Annotated in this window: 11 protein-coding genes and 1 pseudogene; 1 reads left to right on the forward strand and 11 read right to left on the reverse strand. The window is 40.2% G+C overall.

What is annotated here, in order from left to right; genetic code table 11:
* Positions 1–532: 532 nt before the first annotated feature.
* The 8 genes and pseudogenes from AA650_RS14205 to AA650_RS14240 all read right to left on the reverse strand — a co-directional run bounded on the left by AA650_RS14205 (position 533) and on the right by AA650_RS14240 (position 9,946).
* Positions 533–1,207: a COP23 domain-containing protein gene (locus AA650_RS14205; RefSeq protein WP_053539505.1), complete on the reverse strand. Its 675-nt coding sequence runs from the start codon at positions 1,205–1,207 to the stop codon at positions 533–535.
* Between the two features lie 104 nt (positions 1,208–1,311).
* Complete coding sequence (locus tag AA650_RS14210; protein WP_053539506.1) at positions 1,312–1,965, reverse strand: COP23 domain-containing protein; 654 nt, start codon at positions 1,963–1,965, stop codon at positions 1,312–1,314.
* Between the two features lie 480 nt (positions 1,966–2,445).
* A pseudogene (locus tag AA650_RS14215) lies at positions 2,446–3,348 on the reverse strand (DUF1565 domain-containing protein); the annotation flags it as partial.
* Positions 3,349–3,831: 483 nt separating this feature from the next.
* Complete coding sequence (locus AA650_RS27970; protein WP_053539508.1) at positions 3,832–4,974, reverse strand: hypothetical protein; 1,143 nt, start codon at positions 4,972–4,974, stop codon at positions 3,832–3,834.
* Positions 4,975–5,116: 142 nt separating this feature from the next.
* Positions 5,117–6,145: a hypothetical protein gene (locus AA650_RS14225; protein ID WP_053539509.1), complete on the reverse strand. Its 1,029-nt coding sequence runs from the start codon at positions 6,143–6,145 to the stop codon at positions 5,117–5,119.
* 661 nt (positions 6,146–6,806) lie between these two features.
* Positions 6,807–7,784, reverse strand: coding sequence for a DnaJ C-terminal domain-containing protein (locus tag AA650_RS14230; RefSeq protein ID WP_053539510.1), 978 nt, complete (start codon positions 7,782–7,784; stop codon positions 6,807–6,809).
* Between the two features lie 302 nt (positions 7,785–8,086).
* Positions 8,087–8,542, reverse strand: coding sequence for an AAA family ATPase (locus AA650_RS14235; RefSeq protein ID WP_053539511.1), 456 nt, complete (start codon positions 8,540–8,542; stop codon positions 8,087–8,089).
* Between the two features lie 114 nt (positions 8,543–8,656).
* Positions 8,657–9,946: a glucose-1-phosphate adenylyltransferase gene (locus tag AA650_RS14240; protein ID WP_039201600.1), complete on the reverse strand. Its 1,290-nt coding sequence runs from the start codon at positions 9,944–9,946 to the stop codon at positions 8,657–8,659.
* A gap of 367 nt (positions 9,947–10,313) precedes the next feature.
* On the opposite strand from AA650_RS14240, the gene AA650_RS14245 reads away from it, so the two are divergent.
* Entirely contained in the window at positions 10,314–11,636 is a 1,323-nt protein-coding gene (locus AA650_RS14245) for a DNA methyltransferase (RefSeq protein WP_053541293.1), read from the forward strand.
* Positions 11,637–11,977: 341 nt separating this feature from the next.
* Here AA650_RS14245 and AA650_RS14255 read toward each other — a convergent pair whose 3' ends face one another.
* The 3 genes from AA650_RS14255 to AA650_RS14265 all read right to left on the reverse strand — a co-directional run bounded on the left by AA650_RS14255 (position 11,978) and on the right by AA650_RS14265 (position 19,317).
* Positions 11,978–12,217, reverse strand: a complete 240-nt coding sequence (locus AA650_RS14255) for a helix-turn-helix domain-containing protein (RefSeq protein WP_053539513.1) — start codon at positions 12,215–12,217, stop codon at positions 11,978–11,980.
* Between the two features lie 137 nt (positions 12,218–12,354).
* On the reverse strand, positions 12,355–13,629 hold the full coding sequence (locus AA650_RS14260) for a diguanylate cyclase (RefSeq protein ID WP_053539514.1): 1,275 nt from the start codon (positions 13,627–13,629) through the stop codon (positions 12,355–12,357).
* Positions 13,630–13,986: 357 nt separating this feature from the next.
* The gene (locus tag AA650_RS14265; protein WP_053539515.1) at positions 13,987–19,317 is read right to left on the reverse strand and encodes a chemotaxis protein CheB; all 5,331 of its coding nucleotides are present in this window, start codon (positions 19,315–19,317) and stop codon (positions 13,987–13,989) included.
* Positions 19,318–19,689 lie beyond the last annotated feature (372 nt).

The following is a 19,689-nucleotide window of genomic DNA, read 5'->3' on the forward strand; positions in this document are numbered from 1 at the left end:
ATTAATATTCAAATAATGTGGATTAAATCATGCTTACCAATTGTATATTATTAATTAGGGAAAATATCAGAATTTCATCTGTTCCCTAATTACAGGAATACCCATCACCTTTTTCCCCGCACCTCTCCCTAACCCAGGGGAGGTGGGGGAGGTGGGGGAGGTGGGGGAGGTAGGGGAGGTGGGGGAGGTAGGGGAGGGAAGAACAGAAGTTTTTTCCGATCATCATTACCATCATTACCCGTCAAAATAAATTTGACGAACTACTAGTACAGGTTGGCGTAAATAATATGACTATTAAAAGCTCCGAAAGTTTGATTGATTACAAGGCTTGAAAATGGTTCATTCACTTACACCGCAGTGTAAGTAGTGAGACAAAATTAATTACACAATGTCATTGCGTTAGCGCAGCGTGGCGTTAGCCATATGGAACGAAGTGAAATGAAGCAATTCCAAGGGTTGTGATTGCTTCCCTTCCCTCGCAATGACTGTAAATATTTTTGTCCAATTACTTACTAGCAACTTGAGTTAATAATTACAAACCACGGGAGTTATCTTGAACGGCAGGTGTCTTTGCCGGTTGCCGACCAGAGAGATTACGGTTTCTTGTTAACACATCTTTCAATTTGATCTGTACACGACCTTGTGTTTCACGGACGGAACCTGCGCTAGAACCTTCACGACTGATTTGCATGATTTGGGCAAGAACTTGGTCTGCCTTCTTGGCATTTTCTGGTTTCAGTGTAAACAGAGTATTGCGTCCATTGCAACCAGTGTCATTTGCTGAAACTACGCAAATGACAGTTTTATTGTTAACTCGACCGGTCATCAACACAACATCCTTGAGGCTACCACCACTTTCAGCTACAGCTTGATTTAATTTTGGTGTCACGATTTGGCAACGACCTTGGGGAGTAAATTTCTCACCAAAATACTTTGAAGCTGCTGAAGTCCAGATAATGACAGGGATTGGCTGACCACCGGGTCGCTGACCAACCGTAGCCACGCTACCATCACCCTGGGGGACGCAGGTAAATTTAGTCCCAGTGTTGGCTACCTCCGATGGTTCTACATCTGGCATCGCACTACTGTTACTATTATCAATTGTATTATCCACTGGTGGTAAGGCTTGAACCGTATCTCCCAAACCAACAATGCTAGATATGGCTAAAGTGGCAACTACAATCGCTGTTTTTAATTGATATTTCATAAGACTCCCTAAATGTTAAAAAGAAGAAGAAATGAGACTTTTCCAGTTTTAGACTGATGTAAATGTCTAGTTTTCTCTAGACTTTATTAGCAGGATGTTGATAATTACAAACCACCGGGGTTATTTTGAGCAGGAGGGTTTCTTCTGGTTTGCCGGAGTGGGTGATTGGCATTCATGGTTAGCAAATCCTTCAATCTCACCTGGACACGACCTTTTGTTTCCCGAATTACGCCGGCACTGGAACCCTCACGACTGATTTGCACGATTTGGGCAAGAATTTGGTCTGCCTTCTTGGCATTTTTCGGGTTGAAGGTAAACAGAGTATTATTGCCATCACAACCAGTGTCATTAATAGAAACTACGCAAATGACGGTTTTACTTCCGACTTGACCGTTCATCAACACAACATCTTTGAGGCTACCACCACTTTCAGCTACAGCCTGATTAAATCTTTCTGTCACGATTTGGCAACGGCTTTGAGGACTAACTTTCTTGCCAAAATACTTGGAACTATCTGAAGTCCAGATAATGACAGGGATTGGTTCTCCACCAGCTCGCTGACCAACGGTGGCTACGTTACCATTTCCGTCAGGTACACAGGTGAATTGAGTTCCTGTATAGGATTCCTCCGACGGATCTACATCTGAATTAACACTATTATCTACTTTTGGGAAAGCTTGAACTGTAGACCCCAAGGCAAAAATGCTGGAGAGGGCTAAAGTTGCCGCTATCATCGCTGTTTTCAATTGATGTTTCATAAGACTTCTTAAATGTTAAAAATGGGAGGAGATAAGCTGTTCTGGATCTGATTTACGCACGAACCACAGAGGCACAGAGGTCACGGAGAAATTAGGGTTTGAGAGATATTTTGTTTGTGTATACTGAAAACGGTTCATGGTTTAACCAATATTAAACCCCTCTGGTAAACCTCTCCCTAACCCGCTTACCGGATGTCTCTATAAACCCCCTTTTCTCCGAGACGAAGTAGATGTAGGGGAATCTGCTAAAGCTTTGAGGTTACCAGTAGCCTGATTATATTGGTAACGTTTAGCTGTTAAGTCAGGATGGGGCGTAATGCAGTATCGTCTGCTACTCATGATGATGGTGACGACTTCGCTACCAGGGTTACAGGCTATAGGTGTTAGTTCCCATTTTTTTAGCAGTGCTATGTTAGGATCATCGGCTGATAAATCAGCGTTTTGCGAAGGATCTGGTGTTTCTGTCGTTGTGACATCAAACATGGTGTTGTTTTTCGTAGCATTGTTGAAGTTATAACGACCATTATTAGCAATGACATTGCCACCTGGGTTATTACTAGTCCCCAAATCAGGTAAAGCATCATGAATGAGAACAACACCATCCCGAGTGTTGTTCTGAATTGTATTTTTACGCACTGAAGGTTTAGCGGATTCGGAAATCACTATACCATCTTTGTTTTGAACGATTTGATTTTCTGTTAGCAAGGGCGCGGAAGTATTACCAATGGCTAAACCAAAGCCGTTATTCTGAAATAAATTATTACGAACTTCTCCCTGGCTTGATTTGGTTAGGGAAATACCGTTGGCGCTGTTTTGTACAAATCTGTTATTTTCAATTTTAGGATTTCCTGTACCTGTAACAAAAACTCCGTCTCTAGCATTGTTAGTAAAGGTACTGTTTTTGATCGTTGGGTTAGTTGATTCTACCCATACACCTGTACCCCTTTGATTGGTGTTGGTGACGGTTACACCTTCGATTGTGGTATCTTGATTTGTCAGGATGGTAATATTCTGTTTAGCGAAGGTGCGACTGATATAATCACCACCACCGGAAATAACTACTCTCTCACCCCTGCTGGATTCATCACCCCGTAATGTTACGCCTGGTTTGAGTAATATGGGGAATGATTCGTTGCTATAATTACCAGGAGCTAATTGAATAACTGTACCCGGTTTGGCTTGACTGAGGGCGGAAGTAATGGTTTTGTAGGGGTTTGCTGATGTTCCAGCTTCAGCAGCATTTAAACCATTAACAGGGTCAACATAAATTACTCGGGCAACGGGAGGCAATTCGGCTTGTACTGGGAATGTGACAATTAGGGAACTAGATATGGCTAATGTCGCCACGAACCAAGAGGTTTTTGATTTGAACCGATTACTCATAAATAACTCCTTGATTTGATGAGTATATGCTTATTTTATTAAAAATTAAACCATAAATACTAGGATAATCTCAAAGTTATACATATACATTACTTATATACACCTGATCCGGATTAGTTGCTAAAATCCCCGTCATTCCGTTGATAATCCCAAAATCCCCGGTTTGAGCAACTCAGGAAATGCTTATGAAACGAAAAAAAATCTAGCAGGTTGGTTGTAGGTCAATACTTGTCGGTTAAGCTCAAACAATGAAATTGTGTAGGTTGGGTTGAGCGATAGCCATTGGTGTCAACTTAACGTAAAACCTCTATCCCGCAAAGAACTCAAGTCATCTCATTCCCAGTCAGAGACTGGGAATGAATTCTAGAAGGCTTTGCCTTCAATAATATTAGAGGCAGAGCCTCATTAACTGCATTCCTAGTCAGAGACTAGGAACGAGATGTGGTAGGGATTTGAGCTTAAGTTGACACCAATGAGCGACGGCTATTTGATCCCGGTTCTCAATTGTTTGAGTATGCCACCAATACCGACGAAACCTGTATTTCGAGAGAGATTCTTGAGAGCTTTCGGTTCACTGTTGAGGATAATCCCGTTGTAAGCAACAATAGCATCATTCAGCTTATTGATATTTACACTTAGCCCAGCACCGCCTTGAGCAATGACATAAACAGGTTTGAGAGCTTTGGTTCCTGCTATCAGCTGTCCTGATGTTGCTTGGGCTAGGGGCTGATTTGGTAAGGAAGCGTTAGTAGAACCAAACAAACCTGTGAGAGATGAGACTAGTGCTGTTGCTTGTTGTGGGGAAATACCCGCAGCGGTGAGACTGTTTGTCAGAGCTACCGCAGCTTGTTGTGACCCAGCACCGCCTGTGACTAGTGAAGCAACGGATGCTGTACCACCATCCCCGCCCGTTGTACCATCCCCGCCTGTTGTACCGCCTGTTGTACCACCTGTTGTACCATCCCCGCCTGTTGTACCATCCCCGCCTGTTGTACCACCTGTTGTACCACCTGTTGTACCACCTGTTGTACCACCTGTTGTACCGCCTGTTGTACTAAGAGTCTGAACAATAGCAGCAGCCAACTGATTCACAGCAACCTGGACTTGTGGTGCAAGACTCATCACAATAGTATTTGGCGTTGCACCTTCTGTCACAGTGACGCTAGATGAAGTTGATTCTACGGTCGCTACTGATATCGGAACTGTCGCAGTTGTGTCACCACCTGTAGTTGTGTCACCACCACCTGTAGTTGCGCCACCACCACCTGTAGTTGTGCCACCAGTTGTAATAACCGCCGACGTAGTACCTGTTGTGGAAACACCAGTTGTAATGGCGGTTGAAACACCAGATATGATGGGAATGGTGATAGAAATTCCTGTTGCTGTTGTTGCTGTTACTGCTGGTGTTGTTGTTCCTCCTATCGTTGTTGTTGTTGTTGGTGTTGTTGTCGTTGTTGTTGGTACGGCAAACCCACTAGTTTGTGAAGCACCAGTAGCAGCGCCAGCATCAACACCGGCTGAACCTTTACTGGGACTGAAACTCTGGGCTTGGCTTGGTAACTGCCAAGCAAATAACAGCAGAGGACTCAAGCTGAGGGCAAAAATGAGATTTCTGGTTTTCAACATGATGATTATCTAAAATATGGAACTGTTTGACAATTGATGCTATAGTCGCTGATTACCTGGATATTTTTTGGCTATAATATCCCTTAAAATCTTTATATACAAGGGTTTCAGGTTTATCGCCACGCTACTCTATCAGCAAGCCCTATTTAGGCAAGAAATTGAAACCATAACCTATACTTAGCGCAAATGTTGTACCGCCTACACTGTTATCTGTGAGATCCGCACCTTGGAGTGTAATTGTTAAGGGTAACGTAGGTACAGGCACGAAAGAAGCGCCAAGGTTTAAGCCAACTCCACTCCAGCCAAAGCCCACACCGACTTGGGGATGAACTTGCACACCTGCTCCAGCAAATACACCAGTACTGGCGTTACCTTGCCTAAAGTCACCACCTCCAACCCCCAGGGAGAATGAGACGGGCATTTTATTCACAGCATCATTAGGCTTTAAAAGAGAGTAGCTTGTTACCACACCATAGACGCTGGAAGGCCTGATCTCTTCATTACTGTCCTTAGTTTGATACTGGGCAAAGGCTTTCCAGCCAGCAGCTACACCAACTTGATTGGTTCCTTTAGCGTAGACAATGCGGTGAGCTTTTAAGTCAAAGGTGCCATTAGAGCCAAATTTTTTGATACTACCGTTGTTGAAGGATAATTCTAGACCAACTAGTTTCTGGGAATTCCCTAAACCAAAACCGACGCTAGTGCTTCCGTCTATGTCATTTATAGAGTTACCTCTATTACCAGCGGTTGCTGCTGATGCTCCCACAAACGCATCACCCATGTTAGCGCCGAAGGCACTGGGAGCAGCAAAACTGAGTCCAGGTGGGTAGGTTTGTTTAGGTGCTACTATTTTAAGTTTGATGAGGGGTTCAACTAGTAGCTCTTGGCGGATTTTATTAATATCGTCCGGATTGCTGTCCGCTGTTTGTGCAATTAGTTGTGGTTGTTGTTGCTCAGAAATAGATTCAACCTTTGGTTCTAATTTGGCGGCTGTGACTACTTTATCTGTGATTAATTCACTGGGCTGATTTTCAGTTACTATGTCATCTGCCGCAGATGCGGAATTAACTGAAATGGTGGTGGTAATCAGCAAGCTTGGCAGGGTTAGCAATAAACCCAAGTAGCAAAAGCTTTTGTAGTGATTAATTAGTATAAGAGAATGCTTTTTCATCTATATCACTCCTCACAAGATGTTATTCAGTGGCAACAATCCATGCCCCTGTATACAGCTATACAAGATAATTTTTGAATTTGACTGAATTAAGTAGGTGGATGTGAAATATACTGCGAACGGTTCATAGTTTAACCAAATATGAAACCCCTCTGGTAAACCTCTCCCTAACCCTCTCCTAAGAGGAGAGGGAAAAGGAATAATATTTAATACTGGAGAGGCTTTGAACTGGTTCTTTGTATGATAAAAAAGTCCAGCTTCTAGCCGTTTTGAGTATAACCAAAATGTGTAACGATATGTAAATTCACCTCGATGGGTTATTATCGTTGAGTTTTAGCCATTTCAAAAAACGAAATATATTTTGATTTTCCTCCGCCCAGGTACTTAATATTCAGACGAAATACTAACTATTTTGCATATATATCTACAAAGGACTTGACCACACACTTTTTATTGTACAGGAAATGTAACTTTAAAGGCAAGCTTTACATAAGTAAATATTTTCTTTAAATTAACTACGAGTTTTTAAATATATATAAGCTAATATTAGGCTGTAGCAAATTACTACAGCGCAGGATGTGAAAAATTGGGGAGAGTTTTTTGTAAGGGTGACAAAATAGCAGTTCTGGATTGTTTTCTCAGGAAATGCTCTCAATAGTTCTTACAATTTAACTTGTGCTAAATGACTGCGGGGGTTGTAAGTGCGGATAGCCCGAATTTTTTCATAACATTCTCGTTCTTGGGGGGTGAGGTCTTTGGGGGGAGCGATCGCTACTTTGACAAATTGATCACCACGTCCACCTTTAGCTATAGGCCAGCCCTTACCACGTAAGCGCAGAGATTGACCAGAACGAACTCCCGCAGGTAGCTTAACACTGACATGACCATCGGGTGTAGGTACATCTATCGCTGCACCTAATGTGGCTTCATCAGGGGTAATTAAGACTTCGCAAACCAGATTGTCCCCTTCTATTTGGAAAAAAGTATGGGGTTGTAATTCTACCTTTAAGTATAAATCTCCCCGTTGTTGACTCATGGGGTTAATTTGGCCTTTTCCTTTCACCCGTAAACGAGTCCCAGTTTTAGCACCACCAGGAATACGCACATCAATAGTTTCGTTTCCTAAACTAAAGCGTTTTTGAACACCGGAAAATGCTTCTGCAAAAGTTAAAATAATTACAGCTTCTGTATCTTGTGTGCCACCAGTACCGCTATCTGGAAAACCAAAATCGTTAAAACCGCCACCTGGTCTACCGGAAGGAGTCCGATAAGAGTAACTTTGTCGTCCGCTGCGAGGACTTGCACCACCAAATAATTCGTTTAAGAAGTCATTAAAACTGCCGTATTGACCAAAATCAACTCCGCCCATATCCCCAGGACCACCACCGGGAAAACCTTGACCGGCTTGTTTCCAATATTGACCAAATTGATCGTATTTTTTGCGTTTATCTGGGTCTGATAATACTTCGTAGGCTTCATTAACTTCTTTAAATTTGGCTTCAGCCTGTTTGTTATTGGGGTTAACATCAGGATGAAATTTACGGGCTAGTTTGCGAAAAGCTTGTTTAATTTCTTCTGAAGTGGCGGTTTTACTAATTCCTAACATTGCATAATAGTCTTTAAAGTCGGTTGCAGCCATCTACTAGCCTCCTATATAAGTTTACGTGGCGTTGCTGATTAAGGGTATGAATTTTAGTCTCACGCAAAGGCGCAATCACGCTTCGTGATCTCGAAGAGTAGACGCAAAGGTAAGATTTTTAAAGGTTCAATTTGGAAATTTCATACCTCGATTCAGCAACGCCGTTTACGTTATGTTTTTCTAACTTTTATTTGGTCTAATCTCAGATAAAAAGACCCTGACATTAGACTAACAAATCATTCCTATGATCAAGTGTGGTTCTTGCTGAATGGGCGATCGCAATTCCCGTACTTCTGCTATGATTAAAAGAATATAAGCTCGTCTATTCCTTCTTCTACACTGGGGGGAGCATCCTGGAGTTGACGGTGCATTCGGAGAATTATATCTTGGGGAACTTGGCGAATCCGTCTTTGATTTCGGGACAAACATAGCCAAACTGGAGTTTTTACCCAAACCCCCATGATATAACTAAAGCCACAATCACGGGCGAGAGTAATTACTTCCCGACGATTTTTCCTTTGGGCGTTGGTAGCATCAAAAATCACTTCTTGATCTGCGGTTATGGCTTGCTGTAATTGCTGTTCCAGTTCGCGCCAAATTAGCAGCCAGGGTCCTTGAATTGCTTCTGAGCCAAAAAGCTGCCCTCGGATAGCATCTGTGGAAATTAGCTGCATCTGAGGGCATTCTGTCAATAATTGTTTTGCTAAGGTTGATTTACCGCTACCAGGAAGACCAATTAGCAAAATTAATTTAGTCATAGGGAATAGGGAATAGGGAACAGGGAACAGGGAACAGGGGACAGGGGACAAGAAAGATAAATCATCCAATTACCAATTACCAATTACCAATTACCAATTACCAATCACTACTAACTAAATGATTGTACCATCAGGAATTAAAGCACCCTTGAGAACAACGACAATGCCGCTACGGATATAGAATCCTTGCTTTTCTCTTTCTGCTTCTTGGATGTTGTCTTTGTTGATAATTTTCACATTGTGACCAATGCGGGCATTTTTATCAATGATGGCACGACGAATAATGGTGTCTGTACCAATACCGACGGGAACATCATCTTGTTCTAAACTGCATTGTCTTTCTACAGATGGTTGGTAATAGTCAGCACCCATGATCAGGGTTTCTTCAATTACCGATCCTGATTCTATCCGCGATCGCACTCCCAAAACTGAATGTTGAATCCGACAATCTTTCAAAATACAACCGTCGCCAATCATAGATTCTGTGATTTGGCAATTCAACAGTTTAGAGGGGGGTAAGTAACGAGCGCGAGTATAAATCGGTGCTGCTTCATCGTAGAAGCTAAAAGGAGGTAGGGGTTGCTTAGTCAGGGCTAAATTAGCCTCATAAAAAGATTCAATTGTCCCAATATCTTCCCAATAGTCGTCAAATAAGAAAGCTTGAACATTGTGATCCTTCGCTGCGTCAGGAATAATTTCCTTACCAAAATCAGTCCGTTCTAAAGATTCTTTTAGCAACTTAATCAAAACATCTTTTTTAAAGACATAAATCCCCATTGAGGCGATATATGGCTGTAATGCAGCTTGTTCCTTTGTCAACCCCAAGATGGTGGTATCAACACGCATTTGTGCTAAAGCTTCACCTTTGGGTTTTTCGCTAAAGTCAATTACCCTACCTGAATCATTAATTTTCATCAAGCCAAAGTCTGAGGCGCGACGATCATCCATAGGAATTACAGAAAGTGTAATATCAGCATTGGTATCTCTGTGACGCTGGATAAATTGTCGGTAATCCATGCGGTAAAGATGATCACCGGAAAGAATCAGAAATTCTTCTACATCCCACTCTTGTAACATCCAGATGTACTGACGCACAGCATCAGCCGTACCTTGGAACCAGTTGGGGTTTTCTGGGGTTTGTTGTGCTGCTAACACTTCCACAAACCCATCGCTAAACCCACTGAAGTTGTAAGCACGGGCGATGTGACGATTCAGAGAGGCTGAGTTAAATTGAGTGAGGACGTAGATTTTGAATATTTCCGAATTGATGCAGTTGCTAACAGGTATATCTATTAGACGATATTTCCCTGCTACTGGTACTGCTGGTTTGGCGCGGAGTTTAGTTAACGGATAAAGCCGGGTACCCGCACCCCCACCCAGAATAATTGCTAAAACTTTTTTCACAAAATTTCTCCCAACTGCCTTTCACTCTCATCTACAGTTTAGGACTGTATGTAACAACTAATAAAGGGGGATCAAAGAATCTTAGGGATGAATTTTTGAGATGGCAGTAAATTAGCCAAAATAGAACTTATGTACTATAGTAGTGGGTGGCAGGAGAGTCTAAATTTATAGTTGAAGCAGTATTGCCAATATGAACATTTTGTGCTACTTTTAAGTAGCAATTTACCATTAAAGTTATCATGTTTCAACAACTAAGTAGGTTGGCGTTGAAAATTGTCGTTATGGCAAGGCAAAAGGCAAGAGGCAAGAGGCAAGAGTGAAGAGGGTTTGGGCGATTTTACGTTTCTTTACACAGTTTGGTTTTATTGTGTTCACCTACTTATCACTATTTGAAGATAGAAATACTCATATTGCTAACTGTTTTTATAGAAGCATTGAGGAGTCTGGTTTTAACTATCAAGAAATTGATATAGGTGATATCACATTTAAAGCAGGACAAACAGAGTCAGTACATAGATGGTATCGGTTGACCCCTAGCTATTCGCCAAATTTAGTTCGCTTTTTTATTGATATATTTAAAATTAGTAAAGATGATTTTGTCGTTGATCCATTTAGTGGTAGAGGCACAACAGTTATTGAATGTCAGAAGCATGGAATTAAGGCTATGGGAATTGAGATTAATCCTCTACTTCAGCAAGTGGGAAATAAGTCGTTACTATGGAATATTGATAATACGCATTTAATTAATATTTATCTTGAAGAAATATTTGATACGATTAAAAAATATCAGACATTTTCACTAGAAGATGTTATTGAGATATTCAATACCAGAGTTCCAATTATTCATAATGTCTTTCGTTGGTGGAAAATTCATGTGTTAAAGAATTTGATTATTTGCCGTGAGATAATGAATCAGGAAAAATATAATCCTATTTCTGAATATATCTGGTTGTCTTTGAATAAAGCGTGTTTAGATTGTGCAAATATTCATAGAAATCATCCAACTATTACATTTGATGATAATCATCAGAGGGAGATAGATGTTTATTTGGAAATTAGTACAAATCTCCAGAACATAAAAGAAGATTTGATCAATCTCAATCAAGATCAAATATTATTTTCAAATTTCAACTCTATTATAGTCAGTAATTCCACAAACAACTTACAAAATATAGTTATTGATCGTTCTATAGATTTTGTAATTACTTCACCTCCTTATCCAAACCGTTATAGTTATGTTCATCAGACTAGACCTCAATTACACTTCTTAGAACTCTTAGAAGATGTTCGTGAAGCTACGGAAATAGATTTACAAGCAATAGGTGGAACATGGGGTAGAGCGACTTCAATTTTACAGAAGGATTTAATTAGAGTTCCTGATGAGATTAAGCCATATCTTTGTTATTATGATGAACTCAAAAATCAAAACCTCTTGATGTGTAATTATGCCACCAAATACTTTATTGATTTGTGGAAACATATAAAATGTTTAAAACAGAGCGTATCCAGAAATTTCCAGGGTGTTTATGTTGTCGGCAATTCGAGGCTTTCCAATGTAGAGATATTTACAGAGGTAATTTTAGGTAAGCTTTTTCAACACGAGGGTTTTGAAGTTGAGAAAATAATTTCCTTTAGGAAAAGAGGTGGTAAAAAACGTTTGTATGAAACAGCAGTATGTATTAAAAATTAGAGAAAATATTATCTATCTCTTTTTTCAAATATTTTGAATTTCTCTGAAGAAAACTATAACTATAAAGGTCAAATCCAGTAATAGAGCGCACTAAATTAAAACTGTTTATTCCTTCGTAGAATTCCTCTTTGTTATTGATACCAACATAGCTCTTGTAAGGTTTAAATTCTGGGCGTTGCTGAATTGAGGTATGAAATTCCCAAATTGAATCTTTAAAACTCAAACCTCAGTGCGTCTTTGCGCCTTTGCGTGAGACTAAAATTCATACCCTTAATCAGCAACGCCAAATTCTGAAACTTTTCTAATATTTACTATGGCTATATTCAATAACTCATCCTCATTTATAATTTTGTGTTTTCCCCATTTTCTAGTTGATTATCGAATAAATCTTTAGCTGTAACTTGAAGAGCATCAGCTAAACGAAAAATATTCATTAAACTAATATTTCGTTCACCTCGCTCTACAGCACCAATGTATGTACGATGTAAGTCAGATTTTTCAGCTAATTCATCTTGAGAAAGTTTTAAACGTTTTCTGAAATAGCGAACTCTGATCCCAAAAGCGTCCATTCTAGCATCCATATTTAAAAAATGTGTGCTTCAATAGATTAAACATTCTACCTCATCAAAACCAAATTATTATATAATTTTATCTGAGCTTTACTCTGGTTCTAAAAAATTATGGCTTTCAATTTAGACCTGATTTAGCTCATTTTTCTTTACCCAGAAATGGCGATCGCGCGATCGCATCCAGACTCTTTAGCTTGACAAAGAGCATCATCGGCACGTTTTAGTATCACTGTGTCGGTTTTATCATCAGCTTGATAGACAGTTACGCCAATACTGATAGTAATTTTCATGGGTTGAAAGGTAGTATCTATCTCTAAATTACGAATTTGTTCACATAGATGTTCAGCTATTTCCATCGCTTTTTGTAACGTTGTCGCTGGTAAAATGATCATAAATTCCTCACCTCCCCAACGCCCTACTGTATCTTCATTGCGTAACCACTTAACTAACAGTTGAGATATTTCTTTTAATACTTGATCACCAATGGGATATCCATAGGAATCATTGACAAATTTCAAGTGATCAATATCAATTACTAAAAGTGAAAAAGGTTCTTTGTAAGATTGAGTTCGTTGAAATTCTTTTTTCAAAATTGCTAAAATGTTGCGTCTATTGGCAATTCCAGTTAAGGGATCAGTATTTGCTATTTTTTTCAATTTCTGACTTAATATTTTCTGTTTGTTTAAAGCAATTCTTAATTTATTCTCAATTTGATTGCGTTCACTTACATCTCTCATAGAAACAATTGAGACTTTTTGATCTAACCATTCAGTTTTCCCAACGGTAATTTCTGCCCGTCCGAGAATTCCCCGAGAACGAATAATATCAAGTTCTGCAACTTTTCCTACTACAATTGGTAGTCCCAATTCACGATTAATTAAATCGGATAATGGTCTATCAAACATTTGCGCCGCAGCCGGATTAGCAAATTTTACAACTCCTGCTTCATCAACAATTAAAATTCCATCTTTGATATGAGTAACGATGGTATTGAGTTTATTTTCACTTTGTTGTAACTGTCTAGTTTGGCGTTTTAGTTGAATATGTGTCCGCACACGGGCTAATAATTCTGTAGATCGAAAAGGCTTGGTTACATAGTCAGCCGCGCCCTTTTCAAAGGCTTCTAATAAATGTTCTTCTTCGTGACTAGCAGTCAGAAATAAAATTGGTATATGATGATAATCTGGATTTTTCTTAATTTGTTCGCAAACTTCCAAGCCACTCATTTCTGGCATCAATAAATCTAATAAAATTAAATCTGGTTGAATTGCTTGAAGACGTTGGAGGGCTTCTTTTCCACTTAAAGCATAGGTAATGGAATAACCTTGTGTTTCTAGGGTTCTTCCTAAAACTTGAATATTTTGAATCAGGTCATCAACAATTAATATTGTACAATCTTGGGGATTAAAAGCAATTTTTTCCATTATTTATATAGGGGTTGCTGAAAAAGTCTTCTCGTGGGGGCAGGCAAGAGGCAAAAGGCAAGAGGCAAGAGTGAAGAGTGAAGAGTGAAGAGGGTTTGGGCGATTTTACGTTTCTTTACACAGTTTGGTTTTATTGTGTTCACCTACTTATTTTCTTTTTTAGCAGACTCAAACCTTTGATAAGTAGTGAGACAGAATTAATTACACAATGCCATTGCGTAAGCGTTGCGTGGCGTTAGCCATATGGAACGAAGTGAAATGAAGCAATTCCCAGGGTTGTGATTGCTTCCCTTCCCTCGCAATGACTGTAAATATTTTTGTCCAATTACTTATATTTGTAGAATTTATGATAATCTTTTAGGGTAGCAATTTTTGTAACTTTTTGCTAATTTGTGGGAAATTAGCAGCGGTGTCAGCCAAATGAGCCAAATCAAAGGTATCAATTTGGGTTTTTAGCGTATTAGCGTATTCTATCAAATCAGGACATTTATACTGTTCTCCCCAATTTTGTAATCGCAGCGCAAAAGCTCGTAGTTGGTCAATTAGGAGGGTTTGATGTAAGGTTTTCCAGACAGACGCTTCTTCCTGTTGTAACAATTCTATCAGTTCTGGTAAATTTTCTAAGACTTGGGGCGACATTGGGGAAATGATGGTTTGTGTCTGGGAAGTAGATTTTAACTCTACTGATAACTGGGAGGGAAATAAACGTTGCAACTCACTAAAAAGATCCTGACGACTAACTGGTTTGCGAAGAAATCCTTGAGCTAAGGGTTGTAATTCTTCAAAGTCCTGTTCTTGAATGGAAGCTGTGACGATGATTACACAAATATCCGCTGTTGAGGGATTTTGCTTCAGGGCTTGTAGAACGGTGATTCCATCCATTTGTGGCATGACCAAATCTAGTAATATCAGGTCAGGATGATGTTTAATGGCTAATTTAAGAGCGATCGCCCCATTGTCTGCCATGATAATTTGGTGAGCAGTAGCATTAAAATAGGCGAAGAGCAAATCTCGGTTAGATTGTACGTCATCAACAATGAGAATTTTCAGAGCCGGAAATTGACTTAAATCATGATTTTGTGGGGTTAATGAGGGTGAAATTGCTGTGGTTTGAGTGACTGTAATTTCGGGAAATATTAAGGTGAAGGTGCTACCCTGTTCCAACTCACTTGTTACCTCAACTGTACCACCCATCATTTGCGTTAGACGGCGGCTAATAGTTAATCCTAGCCCGGTTCCGCCGTACTTGCGATTACTTTGTCCTTGACTTTGACGAAAAGCATCAAAAATCAAAATTTGATCACGGGGAGAAATCCCAATTCCTGTGTCAGCAACAGAAATTTCTAAATGGGCGTTATTCTGAATATTAGGGTTAATGCGGCTATGGACACGGATGGTAATCCCACCTTTTTCGGTAAACTTAATTGCATTACCGACGACATTCACGAGAATCTGCCGCAACCGGACTTCATCAATATATATTTCGACGGGAATGGATTCATCAACGTGGAGATTTAAAAATAATCCTTTTTCTTGCGCTCTTTGTAAGAACATTTGTTGAATGTCTTGCAGAAGTGAGGGAAGATTCACAGATTCATAGTTGAGTTTGAGTTTCCCAGCTTCAACTTTGGACAAATCTAGGATATCATTAATTAAGGTAAGCAAAGTCCGACCATTGGTTTGAATGGCTTGGAGATAACTTTGGGCTAAGTCGTCACTGACAAGGGTTTGTAATAGTTCGGAGAATCCTAAAATAGCATTCATGGGCGTGCGAATTTCATGGCTCATGTTGGCGAGAAATTCACTTTTGGTGCGACTGGCGGCTTGAGCTTTTTCGGTGGCTGCTTCTAGGGCTAAGTTTTGTTGAGCAAGTTCTATTTGTCGCTGTTCGGCTTGTTGTAGAAGTTTAGCATGAGCGATCGCAATTCCCACTTGAGCAGCTACGGCTTCTAACAGGGCAATGTCTTCAGTAATCCAATGACGTTGGTAATTACACTGATGTAAACAAATCAGCCCGTTGGCTTTTCCTTGATAGGATGTGCGAATTGCCAATATTGATTTTAGACCAATTTTTTGAGAAGTTTCTATGCTGGATGATACCAGTGGATCAGTAAATACATTATCTATAATAATCGCTGTATCTTGCTGAAGGATTTGATGAATTTGGGGATTACCGGCAATAGGTCCTAGGACTCCTTGAAGGGAAGCAATATCACCGCTCAAGTATTCTGCTACTATTGGTAGATGCTCTGTTGGCTCAAGTTCGTAAGTATGCAGGAAACAACGATCTACGCCAAAGGCTTCACCAATGCGGTTGGCGGAGGTTTCAAAGATTTTTTGGGGTTCGAGACTTTGGCGAATTTCGTCGGTGATTTGTTTTAATAGTCGTTCCCGTTGTACCTGTTGTTCGAGAATCTTTTCAGCAGCTTTGCGATCGCTAATATCAACTAAATAGCCTACACACTCTAACGGCTCATTTTCTTGATCCCTAATTAACCGCAACTGAGCAAAAAACCACCGATAGTCACCATCAGCGCAGCGTAACCGATATTCTAAGGAATAGGTATTATCAAATTCTAACCTATTTAATCCTGCTAACACCCGATTTCTATCTTCGGGATGGATATAATCATACCAAAATCCAGTTTCATCTAAAAATACTTCAGGAGAATAACCAAGAATCAACTGCACGTTATCACTAATAAAGGTAGCTCGATAATCTCTAGTAGGTTGACAACTAAATAAAATAGTTTGGCTAGAGTTCATTAAAGCTCGTAATCTTTCTTCACTTTGGAGCAAAGCCATTTGTGCTTGTTTGAGTTCGGTAACTTCCACAACTACCGCACTGACAGCCTTACCCCCATCAAGTTGATTAACAGGATAATAACTAGCAATCCAATGTCTTTGGATATTTGGTTGTGAAGGTGTAAACCCAGAAATCTCTATATTGCGAATTGGTTTTCCTGTTGTTAATACCTGATCTAAAATCGGTTCAACCCGATTGGCTAAATCTGGTAATACTTCTCGGAGTTTTTTACCAATATGTGCATTGGCTGGTAAACCATTAATTTCCGCCATTGCTTCGTTAACTCGCACAAAGCGGAATTCTTCGTCATGAAGTACCAACCCCACAGGATTTGTATTATAAAGTTTTTCTAATTCCTCCGTGCGACGTTGTAGAGCTTCCTGGACTTGCTTAATTTCATTAATATTTACAAAAGTAATGACCACACCATCGGCTTGTCCATCATCTCTGAGATATGGATATAACCGCATCAACAAATGATTTTCTGTATTATTAATTCTTACTTCTTGTTCAATGGGGCGTTCTGTTTCCACTACCCGCTGTAATAGTTCCAGCAGATTGGGACAATTCATATTATGGGTAATATGCTGAACCGGACGTTCGACATCAGTTTCTAACAGGTTAATAGCAGTTGTAGCTGCGGGAGTAAATTTACGAATTCGCAATTCTCTATCTAGGAAAATTACGCCAATTTCACTACTTCGCAGCAAATTATCCACGTCGTTGGATAATTCTAATAATTGACGAATTTTCGTTTGATATTCTGTATTAACTGTATATAGTTCTTCGTTAACGGAATGTAGTTCTTCATTGGTACTTTGCAACTCTTCATTAGAAGCCAAGAGTTCTTCATTAGTGGCTTGTTGTTCTTCGTTAGTAGTTTCTAATTCTTCAATTGTGGCTTGGAGATTTTCTCTGGTTTGCTGTAATTCGTATTCTAAATCAAGAATGCGTTGGGTTGCTTCCGCGTCTTGCTGAAAAGCTTCAGGACGGTTGGGTAGAGAAGGACGTTCTTCATTCTCAATAATTAACATGAAGAAGTCAGTCATGCGGGTATCTCCCGTATGATAGGTAACTTCTAAATTGACACTACGAATATTATTGCCCTGATTTAAGTGAATATTACCGTAAAGAACAGTTTTTCGTTCGCGTTTGGCACGATGTAGGGCAGTATTAATAGGTAATTTTAGGGTAGTTGGGACTAAATCAGCGATCGCTCTGGTCATTTGTCCTTCTGGGACTTGCATAATCTGTACCATATCAGTAACGACGTGAAATAGTTCCAAATCATCATTAACTAACAAACAGGTACATTGTCGGCGGCGGACAAAAGCACTAAAAGCCGCACCCAAAGCTGGATCAAATTGCACTGTCCCCCGTCTGGTTTGACTAGGACGGGCGACAACGGGAGTTATATATTCTAAATTTTGATTCAGAATCGGTAAACGCACATTTCGCCGCTTTTGATAAATTTTAAACTTCTCATACAGGGGACTAAATTCTTCAATTAATTCCCCTGGTGTTTCCGCTGCACCCAACAACAAAATACCCTTGTGCATTAAGGAAAAATGCAGCATCCTCATCACGTGCTGTTGCAAAACTGGCTGCATATATATCAGGACATTACGGCAGCTAATCAGGTGCATTCGCGTAAATCCGGCATTTTTCGCCAAGTTGTGGGGAGCAAAAATAATCATTTCCCGCAACGCCCGCGACACATGGAAATTCCGGTTACGGAAGGTAAAATATTTTTCTAAGCGTTTACGAGAAACATCAATACTAATACTTTCAGGATAAATCCCTTCGGCGGCTTTACTTAAAGCGGCTGCATCTATATCTGTGGCGAAAATTTTCACACTCAGTTGTTTACCTAAACGGTTGATGACTTCATCCATCAAAATCGCCATAGAATAGGCTTCTTCCCCGGTAGCGCAAGCTGTCACCCACACCCGCAACTGTTGACCATTTTCCAAAGGGCTAATTAATTCGGGTAAGACTTCTTTATCTAAGTATTCCCAGGCTTCTGAATCCCGGAAAAATCTTGTCACCCCAATCATTAAATCATCGCGTAGCAGCGCCCGTTCCTCACTGGAGGTGGTTAGATATTGTACATATTCATCTAAGAGATTATGCCCACTCAGGGAACAACGGCGGTAAATGCGGCGGCTGAGAGTGCTGGGTTTATAATAGGAAAAATCGAGCTTTTCGTATTGATTAAGAATTTGAATAATGGCGCGGAGTTTCTCTGATTCTAGTTCTGGAAGTAATGATTCCCCTGGACTTGCTCCTTGGCGCTGCATTTGGATGATTTCATAAATCGTCCTTGCCATTTCTGCCGGTGGTAGCACTTGATCTACAATACCTGTAGCGATCGCACTTTGGGGCATCCCATCAAATTCTGCTGTTCCTGGTGACTGGACAAAGGTTAACCCACCGGACTCGCTAATGCTTTGTATCCCCCTTGTGCCATCACTTCCCGTTCCTGAGAGAATCACAGCCATTGCTTGTTCACCATGATCTCTTGAAAGAGAATCGAGAAAAATATCAATGGGGAAATTCGGTTGTTGTCGCGGCGGTTCGCTTTGCTGAATTAACTCTAATATCCCATCATTAACAACTAAATTATTCTGAGGCGTAATTAAATATACTGTATTCGGTTCAATCTGCATTCCGCTTTGTACCCGCTTCACTGTCATGCGAGTGCGCCGTTCTAGCAGTTCTTTCATTAAACTTTTAAAGTCTGGAGACAAGTGTTGGACTACAACGAAGGCAGCACCACTGTCTGCGGGCATATTATCAAAAAACTCTTCTAATGCTCGTAGTCCTCCCGCAGAAGCTCCAATGCCAACTACAAAGCAATGGGTCTTAGTCTCTTCAGACACTACTTATAAACTCCTAATTCTATTTGTTAACTATTGTATAGCACCAAAAGATAAATTACTCAATTTTGTGGGATGGGCATCCTGCCTGTCCTTGACCATAACATCTGCTCAAAGTCTCGAATACCGTCCATGATTCGTTCAGAGGGAACAGGGAACGGGCAACAGGGAACAGGAAAAACTCATGTTTAAAAACATGAGATTGAAATAATGACACTGTTTTTTTCGTGCTACGCATCTTTTAAAAACATCCTTTTTTTGACTGAGCTTTAAACTTGTGCAAATGAGTGTTTCTTATTTGCTCCCTGTTCCCTGTTCCCTGTTCCCTGTTCCCAGTTAAGAGTTCCCTGTTCCCTGTTCCCAGTTAAGAGTTCC

Origin of the sequence: Anabaena sp. WA102 (assembly GCF_001277295.1) — a bacterium.
Taxonomy (GTDB): Bacteria; Cyanobacteriota; Cyanobacteriia; order Cyanobacteriales; family Nostocaceae; genus Dolichospermum; species Dolichospermum heterosporum.